Here is a 24,719-nt window from a genome sequence, read left to right on the forward strand (position 1 = left end):
TCGGACGAGGGTCCGAAGCTCAGCCGATCTGGATTTTGGTGTCGGAAACGAACTGGTACGGCGGCACCGGCAGGTTCGCGGGCGCGGGCCCCTGACGGATGCGGCCGGACGAATCGTACTGCGAACCATGGCAGGGGCAGAAGAACCCGTCGTAGTTGCCCTCATGAGCGATCGGGATGCAGCCGAGATGGGTGCAGATACCGATCACGACCAGCCACTGCTCATGGCCGGACTTGACCCGGGCCTCGTCGCTCTGCGGATCGGGCAGGCTCGCCACGTTGACGGCGCGCGCCTCGTCGATCTGCTTCTTGGTGCGGTGGCTGATGTAGATCGGCTTGCCGCGCCAGAATACCTTGATGTCCTGGCCCTCGGCGATCGGGCTGAGATCGACCTCGATCGGCGCACCGGCCGCGATGGTCGAGGCATCAGGATTCATTTGGGAGATGAAGGGCCAGAGCGCAGCTGCGCCCCCTACTGCTGCAGCTGCCCCCGTTGCAACGAATAAGAAATCACGGCGTGTCGGATGGTCCGCCGAAGACGCTGTCGTCACGATTCCAACCCTTTCTTCTTATGCTACCGGTGGAACCGCTCCGGGGGCCCCCAAGGTCCCCAGAACTGGCTGCCGGCGCCCGCGACCCCCCGCGGCGGCAGAACTTCGCTTGTCCCCGCCAAAACAAGCGAAAACAGCAGTCCAGAATCGTTCTATTGGCACCCTTGCCGGGCGAGCGCAAGCCCGCTAACGGCGGGGAAGCGTGCAATGCACGAATTCCGCGGCCAGCGATGTTTTATTGAGACATTTCCGGCCCACAACCAACCCGCCGCCGCCCATGCAGATAGCGCTCTTCCAGCCCGACATCCCCCAGAACACCGGCACGATTCTCAGGCTCTGCGCCTGCCTGGGGCTGGCCGCCCACATCATCGAACCGGCAGGGTTCCCGGTCTCCGACCGGCATTTCCGCCGGGCGGGAATGGATTACCTCGACCAAGTCAGCATCACCCGCCATGTCTCCTGGCCGCAATTCGAGGAGTGGCGCGCGGCGCAGGGCTGCCGGCTGCTGCTGTTCACCACCAAGGCCGCCACCGACTACCGCGATTTCCGTTACCAGACGTCCGACATCCTGCTATTCGGGCGCGAGAGCGCCGGCGTCACCGACGCGGTGGTCGAGGCCGCGGATGCGCGGCTGGTGATCCCGATCGCCCCGGGACTGCGGTCGCTCAATGTCGCCATGACCGCGGCGATGGCCGCAGGCGAGGCGCTGCGGCAGATCCGGAACCCGCAAGGTTGATATGTTGAGGAGAGACCATTGAGTTACGCGGTCAAGGAAATCTTCCTGACCCTGCAAGGCGAAGGCGCCCATGCCGGGCGCGCGTCCGTGTTCTGCCGCTTTGCCGGCTGCAATCTGTGGAGCGGACGCGAGGCCGACCGGCAGTCAGCGACCTGCAAGTTCTGCGACACCGATTTCGTCGGCACCGACGGCACGCTCGGCGGCCGCTACGCTTCGGCCGCGGAGCTCGCCGACACCATCGCGGCGCAATGGACCGCCTCCAACGACAACCGCTACGTGGTGCTCACCGGCGGCGAGCCGCTGCTCCAGGTCGACGACGCGCTGATCGATGCGCTGCATGCGCGAGGCTTCGAGATCGGCGTCGAGACCAACGGCACGATTGCCGCACCGGATGGCCTCGACTGGATCTGCGTCAGCCCCAAGGGCGGCAGCGAGCTGGTGCTGCGCCGTGGCCACGAGTTGAAGCTGGTCTATCCGCAGGCCCTCGCCGCGCCGGAGACCTTCGAAGGCCTCGCCTTCGAGCGCTTCTCGCTGCAGCCGATGGACGGGCCGGAGGTCGCCGAGAACACCGCACGGGCGATCGACTATTGCCTGCAGCATCCGCAATGGCGGCTCAGCGTGCAGACGCACAAATCGCTCGGCATCAGATAGGATTGGTTTTCGAACAGATGTGGGAATTGACGAAATCGTTCCGCTTCGAGGCGGCGCATTCACTGTCGGGAACGACGTTCGGCGCGGCGAGCGAAGAGATCCACGGCCACTCCTTCCGCGCCGAGGTGACGGTGCGCGGCACCCCGGACCCTGCGACCGGCATGGTGGTCGATCTCGGCCTCCTCCAGCGCGCCATCGAGGACGTGCGCTTGATGCTGGACCACAAGTTCCTCAACAAGATCGAGGCGCTGGGCAAGCCTACGCTGGAAAACCTCTCGCGCTTCGTCTGGGAGCGGCTGGCGCATATCGGCAAGCTCACCCGCGTCAGCATCCACCGTGACAGTTGCAACGAGAGCTGCACCTATTACGGTCCGCAAGGTTAGATTTCGTAGGGTGGGCAAAGCGTAGCGTGCCCACCCATCAAGACAAATGGTGATAGATGGTGGGCACGGCGCAAGGGCGCCTTTGCCCACCCTACGAGATCCGGTTTGGAATTGGATATGGACGTTTCGACAATCGAAGACCGCAAGACGCGCGCCCGCGCCTGGTTCGAAGCTTTGCGCGACGACATCTGCGCGAGCTTCGAGCGGCTGGAGGACGACGCCCCGCAAGGCCTCTATCCGGGCGAGGCTGGCCGCTTCACGCGGACGCCCTGGCAGCGCACCGATCATAGCGGTGCGGCCGGCGGCGGCGGCGTGATGTCGATGATGTCGGGCCGGCTGTTCGAGAAGGTCGGCGTGCATTGCTCGACCGTGCACGGCGAGTTCGCGCCCGAGTTTCGCGCTCAGATTCCGGGCGCGGCGGACGATCCGCGGTTCTGGGCCTCCGGCATCTCGCTGATCGCGCACTTACGCAATCCGCACGTGCCCGCCGTGCACATGAACACGCGCTTCGTCGTCACCACCAAGGCCTGGTTCGGCGGCGGCGCCGATCTCACGCCGGTGCTGGATCGCCGGCGCACGCAGGACGACGCCGACAGCATCGCCTTCCACGCCGCGATGAAAGAGGCCTGCGTGCAGCCGAACGGCGTTGCCGATTACGACAAGTACAAGAAATGGTGCGACGAGTATTTCTACCTGCCGCACCGCAAAGAGGCGCGCGGCATCGGCGGCATCTTCTACGACTGGCACGACAGCGGCGACTGGGACGCCGACCTCGCCTTCACCCAGGACGTCGGCCGCGCCTTCCTGAAGATCTATCCCGACATCGTGCGGCGCAATTTCGCGAGCGCCTGGACCGCTGCGGACCGCGAGGAGCAACTGATCCGGCGCGGCCGCTATGTCGAGTTCAACCTGCTCTACGACCGCGGCACCATCTTCGGGCTCAAGACCGGCGGCAATGTGGATTCGATCCTGTCGTCGCTGCCGCCGGAGGTGAAATGGCCATGACCATCGTGAGGCCGCTCCCCCGCGCCATGCTGATCGACATGGACGACACCATCCTGTCGGCCTATGGCCGGCCCGAGATCGCCTGGAACACGATCGCGAACGAGTTTGCCGAGGAGCTTGCGCCGCTGCCGCCGCAAGAGGTCGCGACCGCGGTGCTCGCTTTCGCGCGAAACTTCTGGGCCAATGCGGAAGCCGCCTGGCGGATGAAGCTCGCCGAGGCCCGGCACCTCACGGTCAAGGGCGGCTTCGCCGCGCTCGCGGCCGCCGGCCATCGCGCCCTGCCAGATGATCTCGCCGTCCGCCTCGCCGACCGCTTCACCGCCTATCGCGAGGAGGAGATGTTCGTCTTCCCCGGCGCGCATGAGGCGATCGACAAGTTGAAGGCGCTCGGCATCAAGCTCGCACTGGTGACCAACGGCGCCGCCGACACCCAGCGCGCCAAGGTCGAGCGCTTCGAGCTCGCGCACCGCTTCCACCACATCCAGATCGAGGGCGAGCACGGCTTCGGCAAGCCCGAGGAGCGCGCCTATCTGCACGCGATGGACGCGCTCGGCGTCGCCGCTGAGGATACCTGGATGATCGGCGACAACCTCGAATGGGAAGTCGTGACGCCGCAGCGCCTCGGCATCTATTCGATCTGGATCGACGTGCATGGCGACGGCCTGCCCGAAGGCTCGGCCGTGAAGCCCGATCGCATCATCCGCTCGCTGACCGAGCTGGTGCCGGACCGGTCGTAACCAGGGCGCGAAACAAAAACTCGAAAAACAACCCCATGCACAGTAGCCGGCTGCAGCAAAATCAACGGCTTACGGATTTTACGAAACCGTTTGACCCGTCGGGCGAAACAGGCGCATGATGCCATCATCGCGGCGCATGGGACAGACAAGCCCCTGCGCAACCCATCGCGCAGGCGCCCTTGCCTCCGTCATGGTCCCGCTCCCGGCCTGAAGCTCCGTCGTCGGCGTTTCAGCAGCCTTGGCAGCGGATGCGCGCTGCCGCAGCACATCCACTGATCCCGCAGTCCGTGATCGGCGTGTCATGCCGGCTTGCTAGCCTCTCAAGTCAATCAACCCGAAAGGACCATCCATGGAACTGAAAGCCGGCGATATCGTCATGCTCAAATCCGGCGGCCAGCCGCTGACCGTCGCGGAAGTCAAAGGCGACGACGTAATCTGCCTCTGGATGGGCGTGGAAGGCGACCTGTTTCGCGAGACGCTGCCGCTCGCCGTGCTCGAACACCTGGAAGAGGTGGACGAGGATGAAGAAGAGGACGAGGACGACGAAGACGAGGAATAGGCGCGGCTAAGGCCGCGTCCTCATGAGATCGGAGCGCTCGGCTCCGGCGCGTCTATGTCCGCTTCTGCGCCAGAAGCGGACATAGAACTGGATATTCAACATCTCCCCAAGCCTCCTCCAAGGCGTAGTTCACCTTGTCCGCTGAGGCTGGATTGCGCGTCTTGAGAGGCGCCAGACATCGTCAGACCGTCTTGTTACGCTATTCGGCGGGCGCGGCTTGTCCTCGAGCAGCAGCGGGCTGTAGATCTGCTCGATGCATGGATGCCGCCATGAACAAAACAGTTCGAGTTCTAGGCAGCGCCGTCAGCCTGATGCGCTACTGCCAAGCGTCGCGCCTAATTCGATCGGTCGCGGTGACCTGCGCGAAAACCGAACAATCGAAATCCGCGACAGAACGGCCGCCTCAAATCGTTCGAGCTGACCTCTGAGTCGAAGTGCAAGTTTCTCGACGAGGTGCCAAGAGGCGACAGCAACGCCAAAGGCAATTGGCAGGCTGATCAGGACGTTCAGATACCAATACTGAACCGATGGGCCGAACGCTGCTATGCACTGCTGGATGACGAATTCATAGAGGTACATCCCGTAGGAGTAGTCGCCGGACGACACGATCCAGCTCCGCCGCGGATTCATGAGGCCCAGATAACACGCGACATAGGCAGCGGGCGCGGCAAAAATCGCGTCGCAGCGTCCACTGGCCATGCCGGCAGTGCAAAGCAGAAGCGCGAACAGACACGTCGCCCGATTGAAGGGTACCCTGTCGCGCCAGAGGTAGAAGCCGACACCTAGAAGGAAGCAGAACACAAGAAGGTGCGGACGAAGGTGAATGAACAGTTCGTTCCAATGGTAGATATCGTAGCAGGCGAGCCCGAGCTGGGCGAACACGAGGAACCCAAGGTATAGCACCCTGTTGAAGCAAATCGTGGTCACAGCAAGAAGCGCCAGGATGACGTAGCACCACAGCTCATACGGTACCGTCCAAAGCTGAGCATTCACCAGATCAGGCACCGGATTGTGAAGAAATACGCCCGGGAGTTCAAAGTGGATGTGGCCGACGATGTTGAGAAAATAGACATGGAACTTCGAGTCCGCGAAGTACTGAGCCAATGGCATCGCGGTGAAGATCGGGCCGATGATGATGGCTGAGAGCATCGTCTCGACCACGAGCGCGGGCGCAATGCGAAGCACGCGCAGGCCGATAAATGAAATCAGGCTCTTGCACCTCAATAAGCTAGCCGTCACCAGAAACCCGCTCAAGGCGAAGAAGAGCGCAAGGATCATTGCGTTCAGCATGCGAAGATGGCCGACTATTTCCATCGCCCGATCGAGCCCAAGGGTGACGTTCGCGCTGTGCAGGCAGATAATCGTAGCCGCCAGCACAATCCGCATGTAGTCGAAACCAGCGGGCCGACTGCGCGAAAGAGCCAGCTGATCAGCCAGGCTGAACATGGTTGTGCTTCTCAAGGAAACACCGCAAGACCGCACGCCCAAGCGGCGATCGACCAACAGCACTTCACGGACCGCTGACGGGACGCGTGGCGTATTCCGAGCACACCTGAACCCGCGATCTGCACATCTTCCGACGTTCCAATGCGGAGGAGCGACCCTACTATGGCTCGCGCGTAGGCCGACCCACTGAACATTCCAAATTCCCAATTGCGACGGCAGACTGCAACTTCGCGCTACCTTTTGGCGGTTCTAGCATGCGCATCGTTAGGTTGCATTGTGATATAAATACTATCGTTTCTATTGGTGAAGAATTTGTTCCTAGTGTTGCTGGGGACCTTCCCGATATGCAACCGCACTCGCGAAGCCGGCTTAGGCGCGAGGCTGGTGGCACTCATGATCCGCCCCGACGAGCAAGCTGCGCTGATCGCTGCCGTGATGACGATCGCGAAGGTTGACACTGCGACCCCGGCGAGGATGTCGACCAGATAGTGGCCTCCCCCCAGCGGCGTCGCGACGATCATCAAGACATTCCAGGGAACGATGGCCAGCCTGAGCCAGCGCAGCGGCCAGAACGACCACATGTAGAGGATTGCCGATGCCGCGTGGAAGCTCGGAAACGTAAGGACGCCTACAAGACCCGGCAGATGCAGCTTCTGGAGCAGCCCCGCGCGCACGAGCGGCGCGTCGCGCAAGGTGTCATAGTAGCCCGAAGGTTCGAAGTAGGAGAAATCGGAGGCTTGCAATTCGAGCACATGGTAGACCCCGATGGCCGGGACGAAGACTGAGATGAAGGTTGTTGCGAGGAGGGCAAGGAAGTACGCGCATAGCGCCTCCGCAGCGCGCCGGTAGCATCCCGCCAGGGGAAGAACGAGAACCAGCAGGATCATCTGGAGCGTAATGGAAGTGTAAGATCGTGCCAGGACCGGGATCAATTCCGGGTGACGATTTATGAAATTGAGGAAACTCCTGAAGTCGAACCCCAGCGCGCGATCCCAAGCCAGCAAACGGGCGTCTTGGAGCGGAAAGCCGATGGAAGTGGCCACATAGGTCAACGTGAGCAGAACCGGGATGGCCAGGGTTATCTGCGCCGACGCCGTGAGACAGAGAAAAACCCTGGGATTTGCTCTGGCGTCCGATCGGGCGTTACGCAGACCGGTCCACCAATACAGCGCCGCCAGCGCGAACGCGACGAGATAGCCTGACGGCTCGATATAGAACTGCGTCGCGACGAGCCAAGCCACCACGATGCCTGCGGTACTGGCTAGAACTCGCCAATTGAACTGCAGCAACCTCCAAGCGGCCGTAACTTCGTCATCGGCACGCTTGCACGAGGGCAACTGCTGCTCGAAGCGCGCAGCCGGCATCGCTGCAGCGAGCCCGCCGTGTACCGTATTGCCGATTTCCCCGTGCTTACCAAGTCGGTGACCGCAACCTTCCTCGAGGACGGGTCGTGACGCAAAAAGCACGCTTGCGGGCCGCATTGCCGAATTCCGATTTACATGCGTAGAACTACGGTTCAACAAGTTAAGGTTGCATGAATCCTGACAGGAAAGATTCTTTATCCGCGGATGCCGATTGAAAAAATGTCGGGAGCAAACGGGCTCCAGCGAATGGTCGATGATGAGAAATCATGTCCGTTCAATCGCCCCCTCGTCGATTTACGATAAACGGACGGTTCTGCTAATGAAGATCGCGGCGATCGATCCACACGATGGCTAGAGCGTCAGCTTCGGGCGAGAACTAATCGTTCGCGACGCCCGATCCGACCGGCATGGATGAGCCAGGCCGTTGCGGCGATAGCTCCGCATGCCACGGCAACGCCGCCAATAATGTCCACGGCATAATGTGCGCCGCAGAGGGGCGTGCCGGCGATAAGAAGAAGATTCAACGGCACTAAAAGAAAACGTAAGATGCGGATTGGCCAAAGAGCCCACATGAATAGAATGGCATTCGCCGTGTGAAAGCTCGGGAAAGAGATAAGCCCCTCCAAGGAACGAAAGTCGATGACGCAGAGCGTTCCGTTGCGAAGACCTTCGAGGGTCGGGAAATAGCTATGCCCGCCATCCGGCAGGGTTGAGAGTTCGGTAGGAGCCCTATCCACATAGATCATTGCATTCGCGGCCGGGATGCAGCATCCAATGGCGGCAGTAGCCGTCACGGCAACTGCAAATGCGACGATGTACAACTGCAATCGATCATAGCGCCGGGTCAGAACGGCGGCGACCAACACCAAGATATTTTGTTGCATCATGGAGTTGTAGGCGAACGAAAGAGCGCTGAGGAGCCCGTCGTGCCTTCTCAAAAAAGCGAGATAATTGGCGCGATCAAATCCAAGCCATCGATCTATGGCGTGAAGTTCCACGTCGCGGTAAGGCAGTGGCACTGTGGATGCGGCGTAGCTCAGCGCGATTCCCATGAGGACCACAACAACGAGCTGACCAAAGCAGGTGAGAATACGCGCGGCCTCCGCATTTGGCCGAACGAAGCTGAAATAGATTGTGAGAAATGCGTACAGGCTCATTAGCACGAGGGCATCGGCTGACAGGTCAACGCTGAAACTCAAGCCGACAAGGCTCAGCGCGAGCGCCGCCAAAAGCGCAATTGCTAGGGTGGCTTGCCACGTGACGGTTGACAGCAATCTGTCATCCCCGATTGACCGATAGCGCATCTCCCGCAGCCCCACCTTTGGTTGTGCAACTGAAGATTGCCGCTATTTGCAAATGAATTCCTAATGTGTACCGGTCGAAAATGAATTCCTAATGCGTGCTGGTCGAATAGCTGACTGCCTAGGACGGTCAATAAAATGATAACCGCCATGGTCAACGCAGGAGTTCCAAATAGGAGCACGCTCTCCTCCTCGTGGAGTGGTCTCAAATCTGCTGGGCGCTCCGAGGTCGCAGGGGGCCACGAGCCGGAGCCGACAGCAATCGACGACCTGCAGTGTTCCGGCTTGCAACTCGGAGGGCATAAGCAGCAATCAGTCTGACGTAGCGAAGCATGCTGTGGCGACGCAGCGATCTCAATCGCCTCATCGGCGCCAACGTCCGCTTCGGGGTCATAAGCCGCCGATGACGGCTGAGCCGGGCGACTTCCGGTTAGGTCGGAAAGCCGACGTCGGAGCTTGATCTAGCGCAAAGCGCCGAGGCGACTTGGGGCTAAGCTTTCAAGAGCTTCTCAATCGGTCACCTTGTGGATCGCACCAATGATCATTGAGCGCTTAAGCCAAGAGCACCGCAACATTGAGAAACTGCTCGCCATCCTCGAGCGGGAACTTGAGGTTTTCGACCGCGGCGACCGCCCCGACTATGAGGTTATTGGCGCGGTTATCAGCTACTTCGAGCTTTACCCGGAGGTTTACCACCACCCTCAGGAAGACCTGGTCTTCGCCAAGTTGCAAATTCGCGATCCGGCTGCGGCTGCGAAGGTCGGTGATCTCGCCCGCGAACACCAGAAAGGGGCCGAACTCTTGCGCCGCGTCGCTCATGCGGTCGACAACGTTCTTGCCGACCGCGAACTGCTTCGGCAGGACGTGGATGCCATCGTTCGCGATTTCATCGAGCACGAGCGGCGCCATATCATGAAGGAAGATCGCGATTTCTTTCCCGCCGCCCTGAAGGCTCTCGAGCCTGAGGATTGGACGGAGATCGCCTCGGCCATGACCAATCCTGAGGATCCGCTGTTCAGCGAGGCCGCCGAAGAGACGTTCGACGCGTTACGGGCGCGCATCCTGCAGTTGGAACAGGAAGCCGAAGCCGAACGGCACTAGTCAAGCTCATCCGCATGCGCTGATTGGACTCAATGTCCCATCGCTGCCAGTCACTTCCGGCGTACCAGACGGGCCGGCCCGTCCACGAGTGTGGGGTTGGGCTTGGGGCCGTCCAATCGCGTACCGCCCTATTTTGTGCTACCTAGTCGAACAAAAGGTAGCAGGAGGAAGCCAACGATGACTGACGATCAAGTCAATCGCGTCGTTCAGCACCTTTGCGAGCAATTGCACCTGGCGCTCCGATTGAAGGACAGCGAGGCACATCCACCAAACGCCAAGGATATTGGATTTGATCCCGCCTCGGTAAGAACTGTCTTGCTGACCGGGTTGCGTTCGGCGGGCGTCACGATCAACCACGAGGCAGCCGCGGCGGGCGAAGAGCCGCCGTGGTCCTGAACGCAAAACGCGAGACGGAAGCTCGCGCCAGTGTCTGAGTTGGGTCAAGCCGCCGATGGCGGTTATGCCGGGCGATTTCCGGCTTGGGCGCGAAACCTGACGTTCCTGGGCACACGCCCTGGCCCGTCTCGTCATTCCGGGGCGCGCGCCGCGCGAGCCCGGAATCGATCAGGCTGCAGCGTCGATGGATGAATGGATTCCGGGCTCGCGCCAAGAGGCGCGCCCCGGAATGACGACGGGGCCAATATCCGCGATCCAGACGCAAATGCCGCGAGGATCACCTACGCGACGAGCTGCCGCGCCGCCGCCGAGATCATCACCAGCCCGCCGGTGATCACCGCGACGTCGAGGATCGCGGTGTGGATATGCACCGGCATCCGCTCGACGAACGCTTTGGCAAGGAACGCGCCGGGGATCGCGATCGCTCCGATCAAGAGTGCGAAGGCGAGCACCTGCGCATTCACGGCGCCGGCGAGGCCGAACACCGAGATCTTGATCAGGCCGGTGCCGAGCGAGATCATCGCATCGGTCGCGATCACGGCGGCGCCTTCGAGGCCTGCGGCCATCAAGAGCGAGAGCAGGATCACGCCGGAGCCGGAGGTGCCGCCGACCAGCACGCCGTAACCGACGGAGCCTGCGGCAAGGCCGGTGTCGCCGATCCTGACCTGGCGGCGGCGGAGCACGCGGCGCAGCGGCACGCTCAGGATCAGCATGGTGCCGATCACGAGCGCGGCGCCCGCATTGGTGAGGCGCGTATAGCCGTAGGCGCCGAGCGCGGTCGTCAGCGCCGCGCAGGCCAGCACGATCAGCGCGCGGCGGCGGTCGGCATAGCGGACATAGGCGAGCGCACGGCTCGAATTGGTGAAGATCGCGGAGATCGCGATGATCGGCACCACGGGCTCGGCGCCGACGAGGGGCACCAGCACCAGCGGCATCAGCGCGCCGGTGCCGTAGCCGGCGAGACCACCGATGATCGAAGCAAACAACGCCATCAACGCGACCAGCAGAAGCTGAAAGATCGAGATGTCGGCGAAGCCCGAGACGATGGTCACGTTTTCCGTTCGCGGCTGACGCGTGCCGCAGCTTGATCTGCGATGGAAGCGAGCGCGGCTTCCTCTAGTGGAAAATCCGCCGCAAGCCAAGCGTCCTCGGCGAGCGTCAACACATGTCCGAGCGCGGGCCCTTCCGCCATCCCGCGCGCGATGAAGTCGGCGGCGCGGAGCGGAAATTTCGGCGCAGTCCACCGCTGCGGCAGCTCGGCGAGTTCGCGCCAGCGCGACGAATGCACGTCGCCCGCCGCCCGAGCCCAGCCGAGCAACACGCGATCGTGATAGCGCTCCGCACCGAGCCGGTAGAGCAGCCGCCGTGCATTGGCCTCGTCCTTGGCGGCAAACCGCCACCAGCGGTGCCCCATCGAATCCAGCGCCTTGGCCTCGGCATTGGAGAGCCGCAGGCGCGTGGCGACGCGCTTGGCGTCTTCCGTCACGGCCACCGTCAGCGCGGCCAGGCGCCGGGTGACGCTCGCCGGCAGGCCAAGCTCGCGCTCGATCGCGACCATGCTCGCCAGCGGCCCGGTATAGGCGACGCCGCCGATCAGCGCCTGCAGCAATCCGCCCTCGGCCATGGCCAGCACGGCGGCGGACGCACCGCCGGCCACCAGCAGCTTCAGCATCTCCATGCGCACCCGCTCGGCCGACAGGCTGGCAAGGCCCCCACGTCCCCGGATGCAGGCGAGATAGCCGTCGCGGTCGGGCTCGCCGGCGCCGAAGGCGGCGTGGATGCGGAAGAAGCGCAGGATGCGCAGATAATCCTCGGCGATGCGCTGGTCGGGGTCGCCGATGAAGCGCACGCGGCGCGCTCTGGCGTCCGCGATCCCGCCGACATGGTCGTACACGACACCGGTCGCATCGACCGACAGGCCGTTCATGGTGAAGTCGCGCCGCTCGGCATCCTTCACCCAGTCGCGGCCGAACGCGACCTTGGCCTTGCGGCCGAAGGTTTCGGTATCCTCGCGCAGGGTCGTGACTTCGTAGGGATGCCCGTCGATGACCAGCGTGACGGTGCCGTGGTCGATGCCGGTCGGCACGCTCTTGATGCCGGCGGCTTTGGCGCGCCGCACCACCTCCTCCGGCCGCGCCGTGGTCGCGATGTCGATGTCGCCGGGCACAAGACCGAGCAGCGCGTTGCGCACCGCGCCGCCGACCACCCGCGCCTCCTCGCCATCCGCATCGAGCAATTGCAGGACGCGCGCGGTGCCGCCGGAGATCAGCCATGGCGCATCGGCGAGGATCGGCTCCGCGCTCATCGGCAGGCCCCTATTTTTCCGTGCCCGGCACGAACTTGCCGTTCTCGATATGGGCGGGAACGTAAGTCGACTCCGGGCCGGCGCCGGAGAATTGCGCCAGGCCGATCAGACCCGCGATCACAAGCACGATCGCCATGAGGGCAAGGCGGGCGACGATGGTGACCGGCCAGGACGATTGCACGAACAGGCCGGACCGGCTGGCGGCCAGGAACAACGCATAGACGGCAAAGGGAACGAGGAAAATTCCGATCTCGGTCAGAACCGTCCGGATCATGATGAGTAGATCCGCTCATACAGCACACGCAGCATTCCGGCCGTTGCACCCCAGATGTAACGCTCCGCGAACGGCATCGCATAGTAGAAGCGCTCCATGCCGCGGAATTCCTTGCTGTGCACCTGGTGGTTCGCCGGATTCATCAGGAAGGATAGCGGCACCTCGAACGCATCATCAACCTCGGAGTGGTTGATCGTGAGCGCAAAGCCGGGCCGGACCCTCGCGACCGTCGGCAGGATGCGGAAGCCGAAGGCGGTGCCGTAGAGATCGAGATAGCCGATCGGCTCGACGAAGTCTCTGGACAGCCCGACCTCCTCCTCGGCCTCGCGCAGTGCCGCATCGAGCGGCGAGGTGTCGGTCGCGTCGATCTTGCCGCCGGGAAAGGCGATCTGGCCGGCGTGGTCGTTGAGATGCGCCGAACGCTGCGTCAGCAGGACGGTCGGCTCGGGATGGTCCACCACCGCGATCAGGACCGCCGCCGGCCGCACCGGCTGCTCGCGCGCGACGATCTCCAGCATCTTGTCGGTCCCGGGATCGCCCGAGGCCGGAATGATGTTCGGATCGTAGAGGCCGGACGGAACGTCGAAGCCGAGCTTCGCCCTGGAACGGGCAAAGAAATCCGCCGCGCCAAGCGCGACAGGCTCGCTTTTCAGGATAGGCTTGTTCAAAGCGCGGCCCTCACCTCGTCCGCATCGGCCATGGCGAAGAATTCGCCGGCCGATTCGACGCCGAACATCGGCTGGCCATCGACCATCCGCTCCTCGCCCATGTCAACCAGATCGTAATAGAGCGCGCGGGTCACCTTGGCCCAGAGATCGGCGCGGACGTGCAGATAGGGCGTCAGCCCGCCGTCCACTGCCTGCTCGAAGCGCAGCCGGTGCGCGGCATCGCAGGTGACCCAGTCGTCGACATTGGTGCGGAAGCGCAGCACGCGATGGTTGTCCTCGCCGTCCTCTTGCATTTCGACCGCCATGAACGGCGCGTCGTCAACGCGGATGCCGACCTTCTCCACCGGCGTCACGAGGAAATGCTTGTCGCCCTCGCGCTTCAGGATGGTCGAGAACAGCCGGACCAGCGCGTGACGCCCGATTGGCGTCCCCATGTAGAACCAAGTACCATCGGACGCGATTCGGATATCGAGATCGCCGCAAAACGGCGGATTCCACAGATGCACCGGAGGCAGGCCCTTTTTGGCGCCTTCGGCACTGGCAGCACTCTTGGCGGCGGCAGTCAGCCCCTCAAGACCACGATCGGCGCTCTGCCCTTGGTTCGCCATGGTTTGCCCTGACTTTGTCCTTTGGCACGATTGGTGCAGGTCTACGCTGTCCATCGGCGAACGGTTCCACCCCGGATTAGTCCGGTGTGGAGGTCGCCACTTCGTGATGCCCTACATACCCTTAAGCCGATAAGGTGGGGATAGGTTAATTCAACGAATACATGGCCTTCCTGCAAGTCTAGCATAGGGGCCATGACTTGGTTTGACGTCTTCGCTTGAAGTGAAGATTTGATGCATCTGACCTGATGCGATGACATGACGACGCGAGCGAGCCGCGCGGCAGGCTGAAGGAGCTAACGGATGGCGGAGAGTGTCGAGAAACTCGAGGATGGAATCGTCCGCTCGGCCGAGCAGGTCTCGAGCCAGATTCGGGCGGCAAAGGACGCGATCGCGTCCGTCATCTTCGGCCAGGACCGCGTGATCGAGAACACGCTGGTCACCATCCTCTCCGGCGGCCATGCGCTGCTGATCGGCGTGCCGGGCCTTGCCAAGACCAAGCTGGTCGAGACGCTCGGCGTCACGCTCGGTCTCGACGCCAAGCGCATCCAGTTCACGCCCGATTTGATGCCGTCGGACATCCTCGGCGCCGAGGTGCTTGACGAGAGCACCGCGGGCAAGCGTTCCTTCCGCTTCATCGCAGGTCCGGTGTTCGCGCAGCTCCTGATGGCCGACGAGATCAACCGCGCCAGCCCGCGCACGCAGTCGGCGCTGCTCCAGGCGATGCAGGAGCAGCACATCACCGTTGCCGGCGCGCGGCACGATTTGCCGAAGCCGTTCCACGTGCTCGCGACCCAGAACCCGCTGGAGCAGGAAGGCACCTATCCGCTGCCCGAAGCGCAGCTCGACCGCTTCCTGATGGAGATCGACGTCGACTATCCCGATCGCGACGCCGAGCGCCGCATCCTGTTCGAGACCACCGGCGCCGAGGAGACGCTGGCGAAGGGATCGATGACCGCGGATGCGCTGATCACCGCGCAGCGGCTGATCCGGCGCCTGCCGGTCGGCGATTCCGTGGTCGAGGCGATCCTGTCGCTGGTGCGCTCGGCCCGTCCGGGTCCGGACAGCGGCGAGACCGGCAAGTTCATCGCCTGGGGCCCCGGCCCGCGCGCCAGCCAATCCCTGATGCTGGCGGTGCGCGCCCGTGCGCTGATCGACGGACGGCTCGCGCCCTCGGTCGACGACGTGCTCGACCTCGCCGAACCTATTCTGAAGCACCGCATGGCGCTGACCTTCCAGGCGCGCGCCGAGGGGCGCACGATTCCGGACGTGATCCGGCAGTTGAAAACACGGATCGGTTGATGGCCGCCGAGAACGGGCACACAGCGAAGGAGATCATCGCGATCCGACGTGCCGATGGCGAAAGCCGCACGCTCGCAGCTTCCTTGCCGCGCCTGGTGCTCGAAGCCCGCCGCGTCGCCGCCAACGTCATCCACGGCCTGCACGGAAGGCGCCGCGCCGGCTCCGGCGAAAATTTCTGGCAATACCGCCGCTTCGTCTCCGGCGAGCCGTCGCAGAACGTGGACTGGCGCCGCTCGGCGCGCGACGACCATCTCTATGTCCGCGAGCTCGAATGGGAAGCCTCGCACACGGTCTGGATCTGGCCCGACCGCTCGCCGTCGATGGCGTTTGCCTCCAAGACCGCGCGCGAGTCCAAGCTCGAACGCACGCTGATCGTCGCCTTTGCGCTGGCCGAACTGCTGGTCTCCGGCGGCGAGCGCGTCGGCATTCCCGGGCTGATGGCGCCGACCGCGAGCCGCAGCGTCATCGACAAGATGGCGCAGGCGATGCTGCATGACGATGCCGACCGGCTGAGCCTGCCGCCCTCCTTCGTTCCTTCCGCGCTCGCCGAGATCATCGTGCTGTCGGATTTCTGGTCGCCGATCGCCGAGATCAGGACGACGCTCGCAGGGCTCTCCGGCTCCGGCGCGCATGGCACGATGGTGCAGGTCGTCGATCCCGCCGAGGAGTCCTTCCCCTATTCCGGCCGCGTCGAGTTCGTCGAGCCGGAAGGTTTTGGCGTGATCACCGCCGGCCGCGCCGAAAGCTGGGCGCAGGACTACACCGCTCGGCTCGCGCTGCACCGCGACCAGATCCGCGCCGAGACCTCGAAGCTCGACTGGCTGTTCACGACCCACGCGACCGACCGCTCCGCCGCCGAGCTGCTGCTGTTCCTGCATGCCGGCATGCAGGTGAGCAAGTCGGGCGCGCGCACCACCTCCATCAAAGCGGGGCCGGCCGCATGATGGGATTGCCGCTCGCCTTCACCGAACCGCTGCTCCTGATCGGCCTCGTCAGCCTGCCGGTGCTGTGGTGGCTCTTGCGCGTGATGCCGCCGCGGCCGCGCCGGATCGAGTTTCCGCCGACGCGCCTGCTGTTCGACATCGCGCCAAGAGAAGAGACGCCTTCGCGGACGCCGTGGTGGCTGACTGCGCTGCGGCTTTTGGCTGCGGCCCTCGTAATATTCGCCGCCGCCGGCCCGATCTGGAATCCGCAGACCGGGCTCGCCGGCAGCAAGGCGCCGCTGATGATCATGTTCGACGACGGCTGGAGCGCGGCCTCGAACTGGGACGTCAGGATCAGGGCCGCCGACGAACTGATCGCCAACGCCGACAACGACCGCCGCGCCATCGCGCTGGTGCCGCTGTCCGAGCCGAACCGCGACATCACCCTGATGCCGGCGGGTGCGGCGCGCGTCGCGCTGCGCCAGCTGGTACCAAAGCCCTATTCGATCGAGCGCGTCGAAACCCTGGCAGCGGTCGATCGCTTCCTCAAGGCCACCGGCGACTGCGAGATCGTCTGGCTGTCGGATGGTGTCGATACCGGCCGCGGCGAGGAATTCGTGCTGGCCCTCGGCAAGACCATCGGCGATCGCAGCCTGACCATCTTCGAAGGCGGCACCTCCTCGCCGCTGGCGCTGGTCGCGGCCGAGAACGCCGCCGCCAGGATGACGGTGAAGGTGCTGCGCACCGACGGCGGCATCGCCGTCGGCACCGTGCGCGCTCTGGACCAGAAGGCATCGCCGATCGGCGAAGCCCGTTATTCGTTCGGCCCGCAGGACAAGGAAACCGAGGCCGCGTTCGACCTGCCGGTCGAGCTGCGCAACGACATCACGCGGCTCGAGATATCGGGCGAGCGCTCCGCCGGCGCGGTGCAGCTGCTCGACAAGCGCTGGCGCCGCCGCGCCATCGGCATCGTCTCGGGCTCGACCAGCGAGACCGCGCAGCCGCTGCTGGCGCCGACCTTCTACCTCACCCGCGCGCTGGCGCCGTTCGCCGACGTGCGGCTCGCCGACAAGGGCTCGCCGCAGCAGGGCATCACCCAGTTCCTCGACCAGAAGCTGCCGATGATCATCCTCGCCGATGTCGGCACCATCGCGCCTGAAATCCGCGAGCGTCTCAATGCCTGGATCGACCAGGGCGGCGTGCTGGTGCGGTTCGCCGGGCCCCGCCTGGCGCAGGCCGAAGACGATCTCGTGCCGGTCAAGCTGCGCAAGGGCGGCCGCACGCTCGGCGGCAGCCTGACCTGGGAGAAGCCGCAGCACCTCGCCGCCTTCGCGGCCGACGGTCCGTTTGCCGGCGTCGTGGTCCCCAAGGACGTCACCGTGAGCCGCCAGGTCCTGGCCGAGCCCGATGCCGTGCTCGCCACCAAGAGCTGGGCGTCGCTGGAAGACGGCACCCCGCTGGTGACCGGCGAGCATCGCGGCAAGGGCGTCGTCAGCCTGTTCCACGTCAGCGCCGACATGCGCTGGTCGGATCTGCCGATGTCGGGCATCTTCGTCGAAATGCTGCGGCGGGTCGTCGACATGTCGGGCTACACCACCAAGCCCGGCGCCGGCGTTGCCAGCGAGGCGACCACCGAGACGGTGGCGCCGCTGCACATGCTCGACGGCTTCGGCGCCTTCGGTCCGCCGCCGGCCACGGCAAAGCCGCTTCCGGCCGATTATCGCGACCGCGCCACACCCGATCATCCGCCGGGCTTCTATGGTCCTGCAGAAGGACCGCTCGCCGTGAACACGCTTGCTAGCGCCGACCGCATCGCAGCCCTGAACACCGCGAGCCTGCGCGCGCGGCACGCCACCTACACCAATGCCGAGCCGCGCGACTTGCGCGGCTGGCTGCTGTCGACGGCGCTCGCTCTGTTCCTGATCGACGCCATCATCGTCGCGGTGCTCGGCGGCGGCCTCGCCGCGCTGCTGCGCCGCCGCGCCGCGCCCGCAATGATCCTGCTCGGCATCGCGCTTGCGGGCCTCTCCGCACTGCCGCCGGCGCCCGCGCGCGCCGACAGCGCCGCGGACGAGTTCGCGATGAAGGCGGTGTCGCAGACCCGCCTCGCCTATGTCGTGACCGGCAATGCCGACGTCGATTCCATCGTCAAGGCCGGCCTGACCGGGCTGACGCTGTTCCTGGCGCAGCGCACCGCGCTCGAGGCCGGCGATCCCGTCGGCATCGATCCGGCGCGCGACGAACTCGCCTTCTTCCCGCTGATCTACTGGCCGATCGTGCCCGGCGCGCCCAAGCCGCCGCAGGACGCCATCAACAAGATCGACGCCTACATGAAGCAGGGCGGCACCGTGCTGTTCGACACCCGCGACGCGATCGAGGCGCCGCCCGGCGACAACGGCGCCTCGCAGACGCCGGGCATGCGGGCGCTGCGCGAGATCCTGTCCTCGCTCGACGTGCCCGAGCTCGAGCCGGTGCCGCGCGAGCACGTGCTGACCAAGACCTTCTATTTGCTGCGCGACTTCCCCGGCCGCTTCAACTCCGGCCAGACCTGGGTCGAGACCCTGCCGCGCGAGGACGACGACGAGAGCGCGCAGCGTCCGGCGCGCGGCGGCGACGGCGTCTCGCCGATCATCATCACCTCGAACGACCTTGCCGGCGCCTGGGCCGTGCGCCCCGACGGCCAGTACATGCTGCCGGTGACCGGCGGCGACACCCGCCAGCGCGAATTCGCCTATCGTGCCGGCGCCAACATCGTGATGTACACGCTGACCGGCAACTACAAGGCCGACCAGGTGCACGCACCGGCCCTGATCGAACGGTTGGGGCAATAGAGATGCGCGTGACGAGCTTGAGCTACACGCCCCGTCATTCCGGGATGGTCCGAAGGACCAGACCGCAGGTGCGCACTGCGCACCGGGGAATCTCGAGATTCCGGATTCGATGCTTCGCATCGCTCCGGAATGACGTTGATAGGTCTGTCTGATGAATTACGGCATCGCGTTCACGCCGCTTGTTCCCGCGATCGTCCTCTGGCTCGCGCTGGCCGCGATCGTCGTCATCGCGCTCGTGCTGGTGCTGGCGCGCGCGCGCGGCGCCGCGGTGCGCGTGGCCGCCCTGGTGCTGTTCCTGCTGGCGCTCGCCAATCCCTCCTTCACCCGCGAGGACCGCGATCCCCTCACCTCGGTCGCCGCGGTCGTCGTAGACAAGAGCCCGAGCCAGAATTTCGGCAACCGCAATCGCGAGGCGGCCCAGGCGCAGGAAGCGCTGGTCGACGGACTGAAGAAGATCAAGGGCCTCGAGGTCCGCGTCGTCGACGCCGGACAGGCCGACGGCGAGACCGACGGCACGAGATTGTTCGGCGCCCTCGCCTCGGCCTTGTCGGACGTGCCGGTCGACCGCGTTGCCGGTGCGTTCCTGATCACCGACGGCCGCGTCCACGACATTCCCGCGAATGCCGCCGCGCTCGGCTTCCAGGCGCCGGTGCACGCGCTGATCACCGGGCAGAAGGACGAGCGCGACCGCCGCATCGCGATCACGGCGGCGCCACGCTTCGGCATCGTCGGGCAAAACCAGACCATCACCTACCGGCTCGACGACCAGGGCGTTTCCGGCGAGCGCGCCAAGGTCACGGTTCGCCGCGACGGCGAGGTCATCAACGAGCGCACGCTCTCGAGCGGCCAGACCGCGAGCGTGGACGTCGACATCAAGCATGCCGGCCCGAACATCGTCGAGATCGAGGCCTCGCCGCTCGAGCGGGAGCTGACGCCGGTGAACAATCGCGCCGTCGTCGCCATCGACGGCGTGCGCGACAAGCTGCGCGTGCTGCTGGTCTCCGGCGAGCCGCATTCCGGCGAGCGCACCTGGCGCAATCTGCTCAAGTCCGACGCCAGCGTCGATCTCGTGCACTTCACCATTCTCCGCCCGCCGGAGAAGCAGGACGGCACGCCGATCAACGAATTGTCGCTGATCGCGTTTCCGACCCGCGAGCTGTTCCAGCAGAAGATCAACGAATTCCAGCTGATCATCTTCGACCGCTACGCCCGCCAGGGCGTGCTGCCGATCGCCTATTTCGACAACATCGCGCGCTATGTGCGCGCGGGCGGCGCGGTGCTGGTCTCGGCCGGTCCCGACTATGCCTCCAACACCAGCATCTGGCGCACGCCGCTGGATTCGGTGCTGCCGGCCGAGCCGGTCGGCGTGACCGAGAAGCCGTTCTATGCGCACCTGTCCGACATCGGCAAACGCCATCCCGTCACGCGCGGGCTGGAGGGCTCGGCCAGCGAGCCGCCGCGCTGGAGCCGGTTCTTCCGCACCGTCGACACCCGCAATTCCGTCAACCCGCCGGTCATGACGGGCGTCGACGGCAAGCCGCTCTTGTTCCTGTCGCGCTTCGGCGAGGGACGCGTCGCGCTGCTGCTCTCCGACCACATCTGGCTGTGGGCGCGCGGCTATGAGGGCGGCGGCCCGCATCTCGACCTGCTCAGGCGGATGTCGCACTGGCTGATGAAGCAGCCGGATCTTGATGAAGAAGCGCTGCGCCTCCAGGTGCAGGGCAAGGATCTCGTGGTGGTGCGCCAGACCATGTCGGACAGCGTCCAGCCGGTGAGCGTGACCTCGCCGTCGGGCGTGTCGCGCGACCTGACGCTCAGCGCCGGCGATCCCGGCGAGTGGCGCGCCAGCCTGCCGGCCAACGAGCTCGGCCTGTGGCAGGCGACCGACGGCACGCTGAAGGCGCTGATCAATGTCGGCCCGACCAATCCGAAGGAGTTTTCGGAAGTCACCTCCACCACCGAGACCCTGAAGCCGCTGACACAGGCGACCGGCGGCAATGCCGTGCGCGTGGTCGACGGCGCCAGCGTCGAGCTGCCGCGCATCGTGCCGGTGCGCTCGGTGAGCGTCTTCCATGGCGACGGCTGGATGGGCGTGCGGATGCGCGACGCCAGCGTCGTCAAGGGCGTCGGCGTGCTGCCGATCTTCGCCGGCCTGATCGGCCTGCTGCTGCTGCTCGGCGCCTTCGCCGCGACCTGGGTCCGCGAAGGGCGGTGAAGCCCGATGAGATCAGGTTTGATTGCCGCAACAACGGAGGTGCGCTCCCTCTCCGGCTTGCGGTGGAGGGCTGGGGTGGGGGTGTCTCCACAATCGAGAACCCCGGTGTGGAGAGAACCCTCACCCGGCGCTTCGCGCCGACCTCTCCCGCAAGCGGGAGAGGTTGAACGAGACTGCGGCCAATCGATTCAGCCTAAAGCCATTTCGCGTTAGTTGCCCGAACGACACATCACGCGGCCACCAACACAAGATGGTCGGACCGCCGTTGACATCCGTCCCTCGTTCCTGCGATGTTACATTATAACATCGCGGTATCAGGGGATGATCCTCGCGATGTGGGGTGGCGTTTCCAGATGAAGTGGTTCCGGTCGAATATCAGGCACGGCGCCCGGCTCGCGTTGTTCGCGATGCTGGTGCAATTCGCGCTGACATTCGGCCACAGCCACTGGTTCGTCCAGGCCGCCTCCCTCTCCCAAGCCTCGCTCCAGCAGACCGACACCGCCAAGGCGATCGCTTCGACCGACCGCGCTGCGGTCCAGAAGCAATCTCCTTCAGGATCCGACCGGGAGCAGCCGGGCGACGACAATTGCGCGATCTGCGCCGTGGTCGCGATGGCGGGCACCGTGGTGTCCGCGACGCCGCCTCTCCTTGCGCTGCCGCAGGCGATCGAGCTGCTCCACCGCACCCTAGATGCCGAGTTCATCCATCTGAAATCGGCCGGCACGGCGTTCCAGCCCCGCGCCCCACCAGCGTCCTGACTCTCGACATCGCTTGATCACGCCCGGGCTCGCCGCGCCACACGCGCGGACGATCGCCCGGGAGCCGTTGAAGTCGAATTCCGTCGCGCCGCGACGGCAGGCTGCCTCCGATCATCAGACAAGCATGCGGACGGCGCCTGACTGGAATCAGGACCATGTCATTTGAATTGCGACGCGTGCAGCGTCTCGCAGGAGCAAGCCTGCTCCTGCTCGGCGCCGCCGCCACATCCGCGCTCGCCCAAGAACCGGTACAACAGCCGGTACAACAGCCTGCGCAGGACAAGTCGTCGGCCGAGCTCCCCGCCATCACCGTGACGGCGCCGAGCCCGATCGTGCGCAGGGTGGTACCGACCCGCAGCCCGGTCCATGTCGCGCGCACCGGACGGTCGCGGAGCCAGCAACACGCGGCCGAAGCTACGCCGCCAGCCGCGGCGTCTGCCGCCGCGCCTCAGCAAGGCGTGCTGCCCATCGTGACCAACCAGTTCGCCACCGTCACGGTGGTGCCGAACGAGGAGATCCGCCGCGAGGGCGGCGGTCAGCTCGGCGATCTCTTGTTCTCCAAGCCGGGCATCACCGGCTCGAGCTTCGCGCCCGGCGCCTCCAGCCGGCCGATCATCCGCGGGCTCGACGTCAACCGCGTCGGCATCGTCGAGAACGGCACCAATTCGGGTGGCGCCTCCGACCTCGGCGAGGATCACTTCGTCCCGATCGATCCGCTCGCGACCAACCAGGTCGAGGTGGTGCGCGGGCCGGCTGCGCTCCGCTACGGCTCGACCTCGATCGGCGGCGTCGTCAGCGCGACCAACAACCGGATTCCGGATGCGCTGCCGAGTTGCGCTCCGTCGTTCCAGACCTACGGCCTCCCGACCAAGGCGCCGCTGGCAACCGCCGAGACCTCGCCTTGCGTCACGGCCGAGACGCGCTCCGCATTCAGCTCGGTCGATCGCGGCGTCGAAAGCGGCGTGCTGCTCGACACCGGCGGCGGCAATTTTGCCTTCCATGCCGACGTCTATGGCCGCACCACCACGGACTACGGCATCCCGAGCTATCCCTATCTGAACGACCAGACGCGATCCGTCGCCAACGGCCGCCAGCCGAACTCGGCGACGCGCTCGGACGGCGCCTCGATCGGCGGCTCCTACTTCTTCCAGGGCGGCTATATCGGGGCTGCGATCACGCAGAACGACTCGCTCTACCACATCCCCGGCATCGACGGCGCCGACCACAACACGCGCATCGACGGTCACCAGACCAAGATCAACGTCAAGGGCGAGTACCGTCCCGATGCGGCCGCGATCGACACGATCCGGTTCTGGGCCGGCGCGACCGACTACCGGCACAACGAGATCGGGCTTGCCGATCCCGCCGACCCCAACAGCGACGGCGTGCGGCAGACCTTCACCAACAAGGAGCAGGAGATTCGCACCGAGGTGCAGCTGATGCCGTTCAACGCGCGCTTCGCCGAGGTGACGACGGCGCTGGGCTTCCAGGTCGGGCATCAGGAGCTGAGCGCGCCGAGCCCGGACAATCCCGGCACGCTGTTCAACGGCCTGTGGGACCCCAACAACAGCACGCGCGTTGCCGGTTACGCCTTCAACGAGTTCAAGTTCACCGACGCGACGCGGGCGCAGATCGCCGGCCGCATCGAGCATGTCGAGCTGCACGGCACCACGCCGAATTTCCCGGCCGACTTCCTGCCCGACGGCACGCCGCAGGTGGCGATCGCGCGCAATCCGTCCTACACGCCGAAGAGCGGCAGCATCGGCCTGTTGCAGGACCTGCCGGGCGGCATGGTCGGCAGCATCACCGCGCAATATGTCGAGCGCGCGCCGAAGGCGGCGGAACTGTTCTCGCGCGGCGCGCATGATGCGACCGCGACCTTCGACATCGGCAATCCGAACCTGACGATCGAGACCGCAAAGTCCGTCGAGCTCGGCGTGCGCAAGGCGACGGGGCCGTTCCGGTTCGAGGCGACCGTCTACTACACGCATTTCGACAATTTCATCTTCCGCCGCCTCACCGGCGTGATGTGCGGCGACGACTTCGCCTCGTGCGGCACGCCCGGGGCCGAGCTGAACCAGGCGGTCTACTCGCAACGCAATGCCAACTTCCGCGGCGGCGAATTCCAGTCGCAGCTCGACGTCGGCGCGTTCCAGGGCGGCATCTGGGGCATCGAGAACCAGCTCGACGTGGTTCGCGCCACCTTCACCGACGGCACCAACGTGCCGCGGATTCCGCCGCTCAGAATGGGCGGCGGTGTGTTCTGGCGCGACGACAACTGGCTGATGCGCGTCAACCTGTTGCACGCCTTCGCGCAGAACAACGTCGCCGTGATCGCGGAGACGCCGACGGCAGGCTACAACCTCCTGAAGGCCGAGGTGAGCTACAAGACCAAGCTTGACCGCAACTGGTTCGGTGCGCGCGAGATGATTGCCGGCGTCGTCGGCAACAATCTCCTCAACGAGAGCATCCGCAACTCGGTGTCCTACACCAAGGACGAGGTGCTGATGCCCGGCATCGGCGTGCGGGCGTTCGCGAACTTCAAGTTCTGATCGCCTCCAGCCGGGGCCTGCGGGCCCCGGTACACCCACGTCGAGCGAGCGGGCTGT

At 65.0% G+C, this 24,719-nt stretch carries 23 protein-coding genes; 14 read left to right on the top strand and 9 right to left on the bottom strand.

The features are described from left to right. Positions 1-19: 19 nt before the first annotated feature. Complete coding sequence (gene petA, locus ACVWW6_RS39940) at positions 20-550, bottom strand: ubiquinol-cytochrome c reductase iron-sulfur subunit (protein ID WP_011085272.1); 531 nt, start codon at positions 548-550, stop codon at positions 20-22. 277 nt (positions 551-827) lie between these two features. On the opposite strand from petA, the gene ACVWW6_RS39945 reads away from it, so the two are divergent. From ACVWW6_RS39945 to ACVWW6_RS39970, 6 genes are all read left to right on the top strand, one after another. Continuing rightward, the gene (locus ACVWW6_RS39945) at positions 828-1,286 is read left to right on the top strand and encodes a tRNA (cytidine(34)-2'-O)-methyltransferase (protein WP_011085271.1); all 459 of its coding nucleotides are present in this window, start codon (positions 828-830) and stop codon (positions 1,284-1,286) included. An 18-nt stretch (positions 1,287-1,304) separates the two neighbouring features. Then, on the top strand, positions 1,305-1,937 hold the full coding sequence (gene queE, locus ACVWW6_RS39950) for a 7-carboxy-7-deazaguanine synthase (RefSeq protein WP_456682698.1): 633 nt from the start codon (positions 1,305-1,307) through the stop codon (positions 1,935-1,937). Positions 1,938-1,954: 17 nt separating this feature from the next. After that, on the top strand, positions 1,955-2,320 hold the full coding sequence (locus tag ACVWW6_RS39955; protein WP_060912954.1) for a 6-pyruvoyl trahydropterin synthase family protein: 366 nt from the start codon (positions 1,955-1,957) through the stop codon (positions 2,318-2,320). 117 nt (positions 2,321-2,437) lie between these two features. Further along, a complete protein-coding gene (gene hemF / locus ACVWW6_RS39960) occupies positions 2,438-3,325 on the top strand; it encodes an oxygen-dependent coproporphyrinogen oxidase (RefSeq protein ID WP_028175030.1) in 888 nt (295 codons plus the stop codon). Beyond that, positions 3,316-4,062: an HAD family hydrolase gene (locus ACVWW6_RS39965; RefSeq protein WP_404523598.1), complete on the top strand. Its 747-nt coding sequence runs from the start codon at positions 3,316-3,318 to the stop codon at positions 4,060-4,062. Before hemF ends, ACVWW6_RS39965 begins: the two co-directional genes overlap by 10 nt. Positions 4,063-4,411: 349 nt before the next feature. Further along, positions 4,412-4,621, top strand: coding sequence for a YodC family protein (locus ACVWW6_RS39970; RefSeq protein ID WP_011085266.1), 210 nt, complete (start codon positions 4,412-4,414; stop codon positions 4,619-4,621). 303 nt (positions 4,622-4,924) lie between these two features. On the opposite strand, the gene ACVWW6_RS39975 is transcribed toward ACVWW6_RS39970, so the two are convergent. The 3 genes from ACVWW6_RS39975 to ACVWW6_RS39985 form a co-directional block, all read right to left on the bottom strand. Then, complete coding sequence (locus ACVWW6_RS39975; RefSeq protein ID WP_456682699.1) at positions 4,925-6,067, bottom strand: acyltransferase family protein; 1,143 nt, start codon at positions 6,065-6,067, stop codon at positions 4,925-4,927. A gap of 233 nt (positions 6,068-6,300) precedes the next feature. Continuing rightward, positions 6,301-7,548, bottom strand: coding sequence for a phosphatase PAP2 family protein (locus tag ACVWW6_RS39980; RefSeq protein WP_161536100.1), 1,248 nt, complete (start codon positions 7,546-7,548; stop codon positions 6,301-6,303). A gap of 242 nt (positions 7,549-7,790) precedes the next feature. After that, positions 7,791-8,705: a phosphatase PAP2 family protein gene (locus tag ACVWW6_RS39985; protein WP_456682700.1), complete on the bottom strand. Its 915-nt coding sequence runs from the start codon at positions 8,703-8,705 to the stop codon at positions 7,791-7,793. A 564-nt stretch (positions 8,706-9,269) separates the two neighbouring features. Here ACVWW6_RS39985 and ACVWW6_RS39990 point away from each other — a divergent pair. Further along, on the top strand, positions 9,270-9,833 hold the full coding sequence (locus tag ACVWW6_RS39990) for a hemerythrin domain-containing protein (RefSeq protein WP_011085258.1): 564 nt from the start codon (positions 9,270-9,272) through the stop codon (positions 9,831-9,833). Between the two features lie 177 nt (positions 9,834-10,010). Further along, on the top strand, positions 10,011-10,229 hold the full coding sequence (locus tag ACVWW6_RS39995; protein ID WP_039183971.1) for a hypothetical protein: 219 nt from the start codon (positions 10,011-10,013) through the stop codon (positions 10,227-10,229). 281 nt (positions 10,230-10,510) lie between these two features. Here the strand turns inward: ACVWW6_RS39995 and ACVWW6_RS40000 are convergent, their stop codons facing one another. From ACVWW6_RS40000 to ACVWW6_RS40020, 5 genes are read right to left on the bottom strand one after another with little or no spacing between them, the layout of a single operon-like run. Beyond that, on the bottom strand, positions 10,511-11,281 hold the full coding sequence (locus ACVWW6_RS40000; RefSeq protein WP_456682701.1) for a TSUP family transporter: 771 nt from the start codon (positions 11,279-11,281) through the stop codon (positions 10,511-10,513). Further along, positions 11,278-12,534, bottom strand: coding sequence for a CCA tRNA nucleotidyltransferase (locus ACVWW6_RS40005; RefSeq protein ID WP_161536102.1), 1,257 nt, complete (start codon positions 12,532-12,534; stop codon positions 11,278-11,280). The genes ACVWW6_RS40000 and ACVWW6_RS40005 overlap by 4 nt, the downstream gene beginning before the upstream one ends. A 10-nt stretch (positions 12,535-12,544) precedes the next feature. Continuing rightward, positions 12,545-12,808: a DUF6111 family protein gene (locus tag ACVWW6_RS40010; RefSeq protein WP_011085255.1), complete on the bottom strand. Its 264-nt coding sequence runs from the start codon at positions 12,806-12,808 to the stop codon at positions 12,545-12,547. Beyond that, positions 12,805-13,476 carry a CoA pyrophosphatase gene (locus ACVWW6_RS40015; protein WP_038967402.1) on the bottom strand — a complete coding sequence of 224 codons (672 nt, stop codon included), beginning with the start codon at positions 13,474-13,476 and terminating at the stop codon, positions 12,805-12,807. Before ACVWW6_RS40015 ends, ACVWW6_RS40010 begins: the two co-directional genes overlap by 4 nt. Continuing rightward, on the bottom strand, positions 13,473-14,084 hold the full coding sequence (locus ACVWW6_RS40020) for a DUF1285 domain-containing protein (protein WP_028175034.1): 612 nt from the start codon (positions 14,082-14,084) through the stop codon (positions 13,473-13,475). Before ACVWW6_RS40020 ends, ACVWW6_RS40015 begins: the two co-directional genes overlap by 4 nt. 300 nt (positions 14,085-14,384) lie before the next feature. On the opposite strand from ACVWW6_RS40020, the gene ACVWW6_RS40025 reads away from it, so the two are divergent. The 6 genes from ACVWW6_RS40025 to ACVWW6_RS40050 all read left to right on the top strand — a co-directional run bounded on the left by ACVWW6_RS40025 (position 14,385) and on the right by ACVWW6_RS40050 (position 24,662). After that, a complete protein-coding gene (locus ACVWW6_RS40025; protein ID WP_011085252.1) occupies positions 14,385-15,383 on the top strand; it encodes an AAA family ATPase in 999 nt (332 codons plus the stop codon). Beyond that, on the top strand, positions 15,383-16,327 hold the full coding sequence (locus ACVWW6_RS40030; protein WP_028175035.1) for a DUF58 domain-containing protein: 945 nt from the start codon (positions 15,383-15,385) through the stop codon (positions 16,325-16,327). Before ACVWW6_RS40025 ends, ACVWW6_RS40030 begins: the two co-directional genes overlap by 1 nt. Continuing rightward, the gene (locus ACVWW6_RS40035; RefSeq protein ID WP_456682702.1) at positions 16,324-19,137 is read left to right on the top strand and encodes a DUF4159 domain-containing protein; all 2,814 of its coding nucleotides are present in this window, start codon (positions 16,324-16,326) and stop codon (positions 19,135-19,137) included. Before ACVWW6_RS40030 ends, ACVWW6_RS40035 begins: the two co-directional genes overlap by 4 nt. Before the next feature lie 151 nt (positions 19,138-19,288). After that, entirely contained in the window at positions 19,289-21,352 is a 2,064-nt protein-coding gene (locus tag ACVWW6_RS40040; protein ID WP_304551141.1) for a hypothetical protein, read from the top strand. Between the two features lie 353 nt (positions 21,353-21,705). Further along, a complete protein-coding gene (locus ACVWW6_RS40045; protein WP_028175038.1) occupies positions 21,706-22,110 on the top strand; it encodes a DUF2946 family protein in 405 nt (134 codons plus the stop codon). Between the two features lie 155 nt (positions 22,111-22,265). Further along, positions 22,266-24,662: a TonB-dependent receptor gene (locus ACVWW6_RS40050; protein ID WP_161536106.1), complete on the top strand. Its 2,397-nt coding sequence runs from the start codon at positions 22,266-22,268 to the stop codon at positions 24,660-24,662. Positions 24,663-24,719 lie beyond the last annotated feature (57 nt).

It is taken from the genome of Bradyrhizobium sp. USDA 3311 (assembly GCF_054062495.1).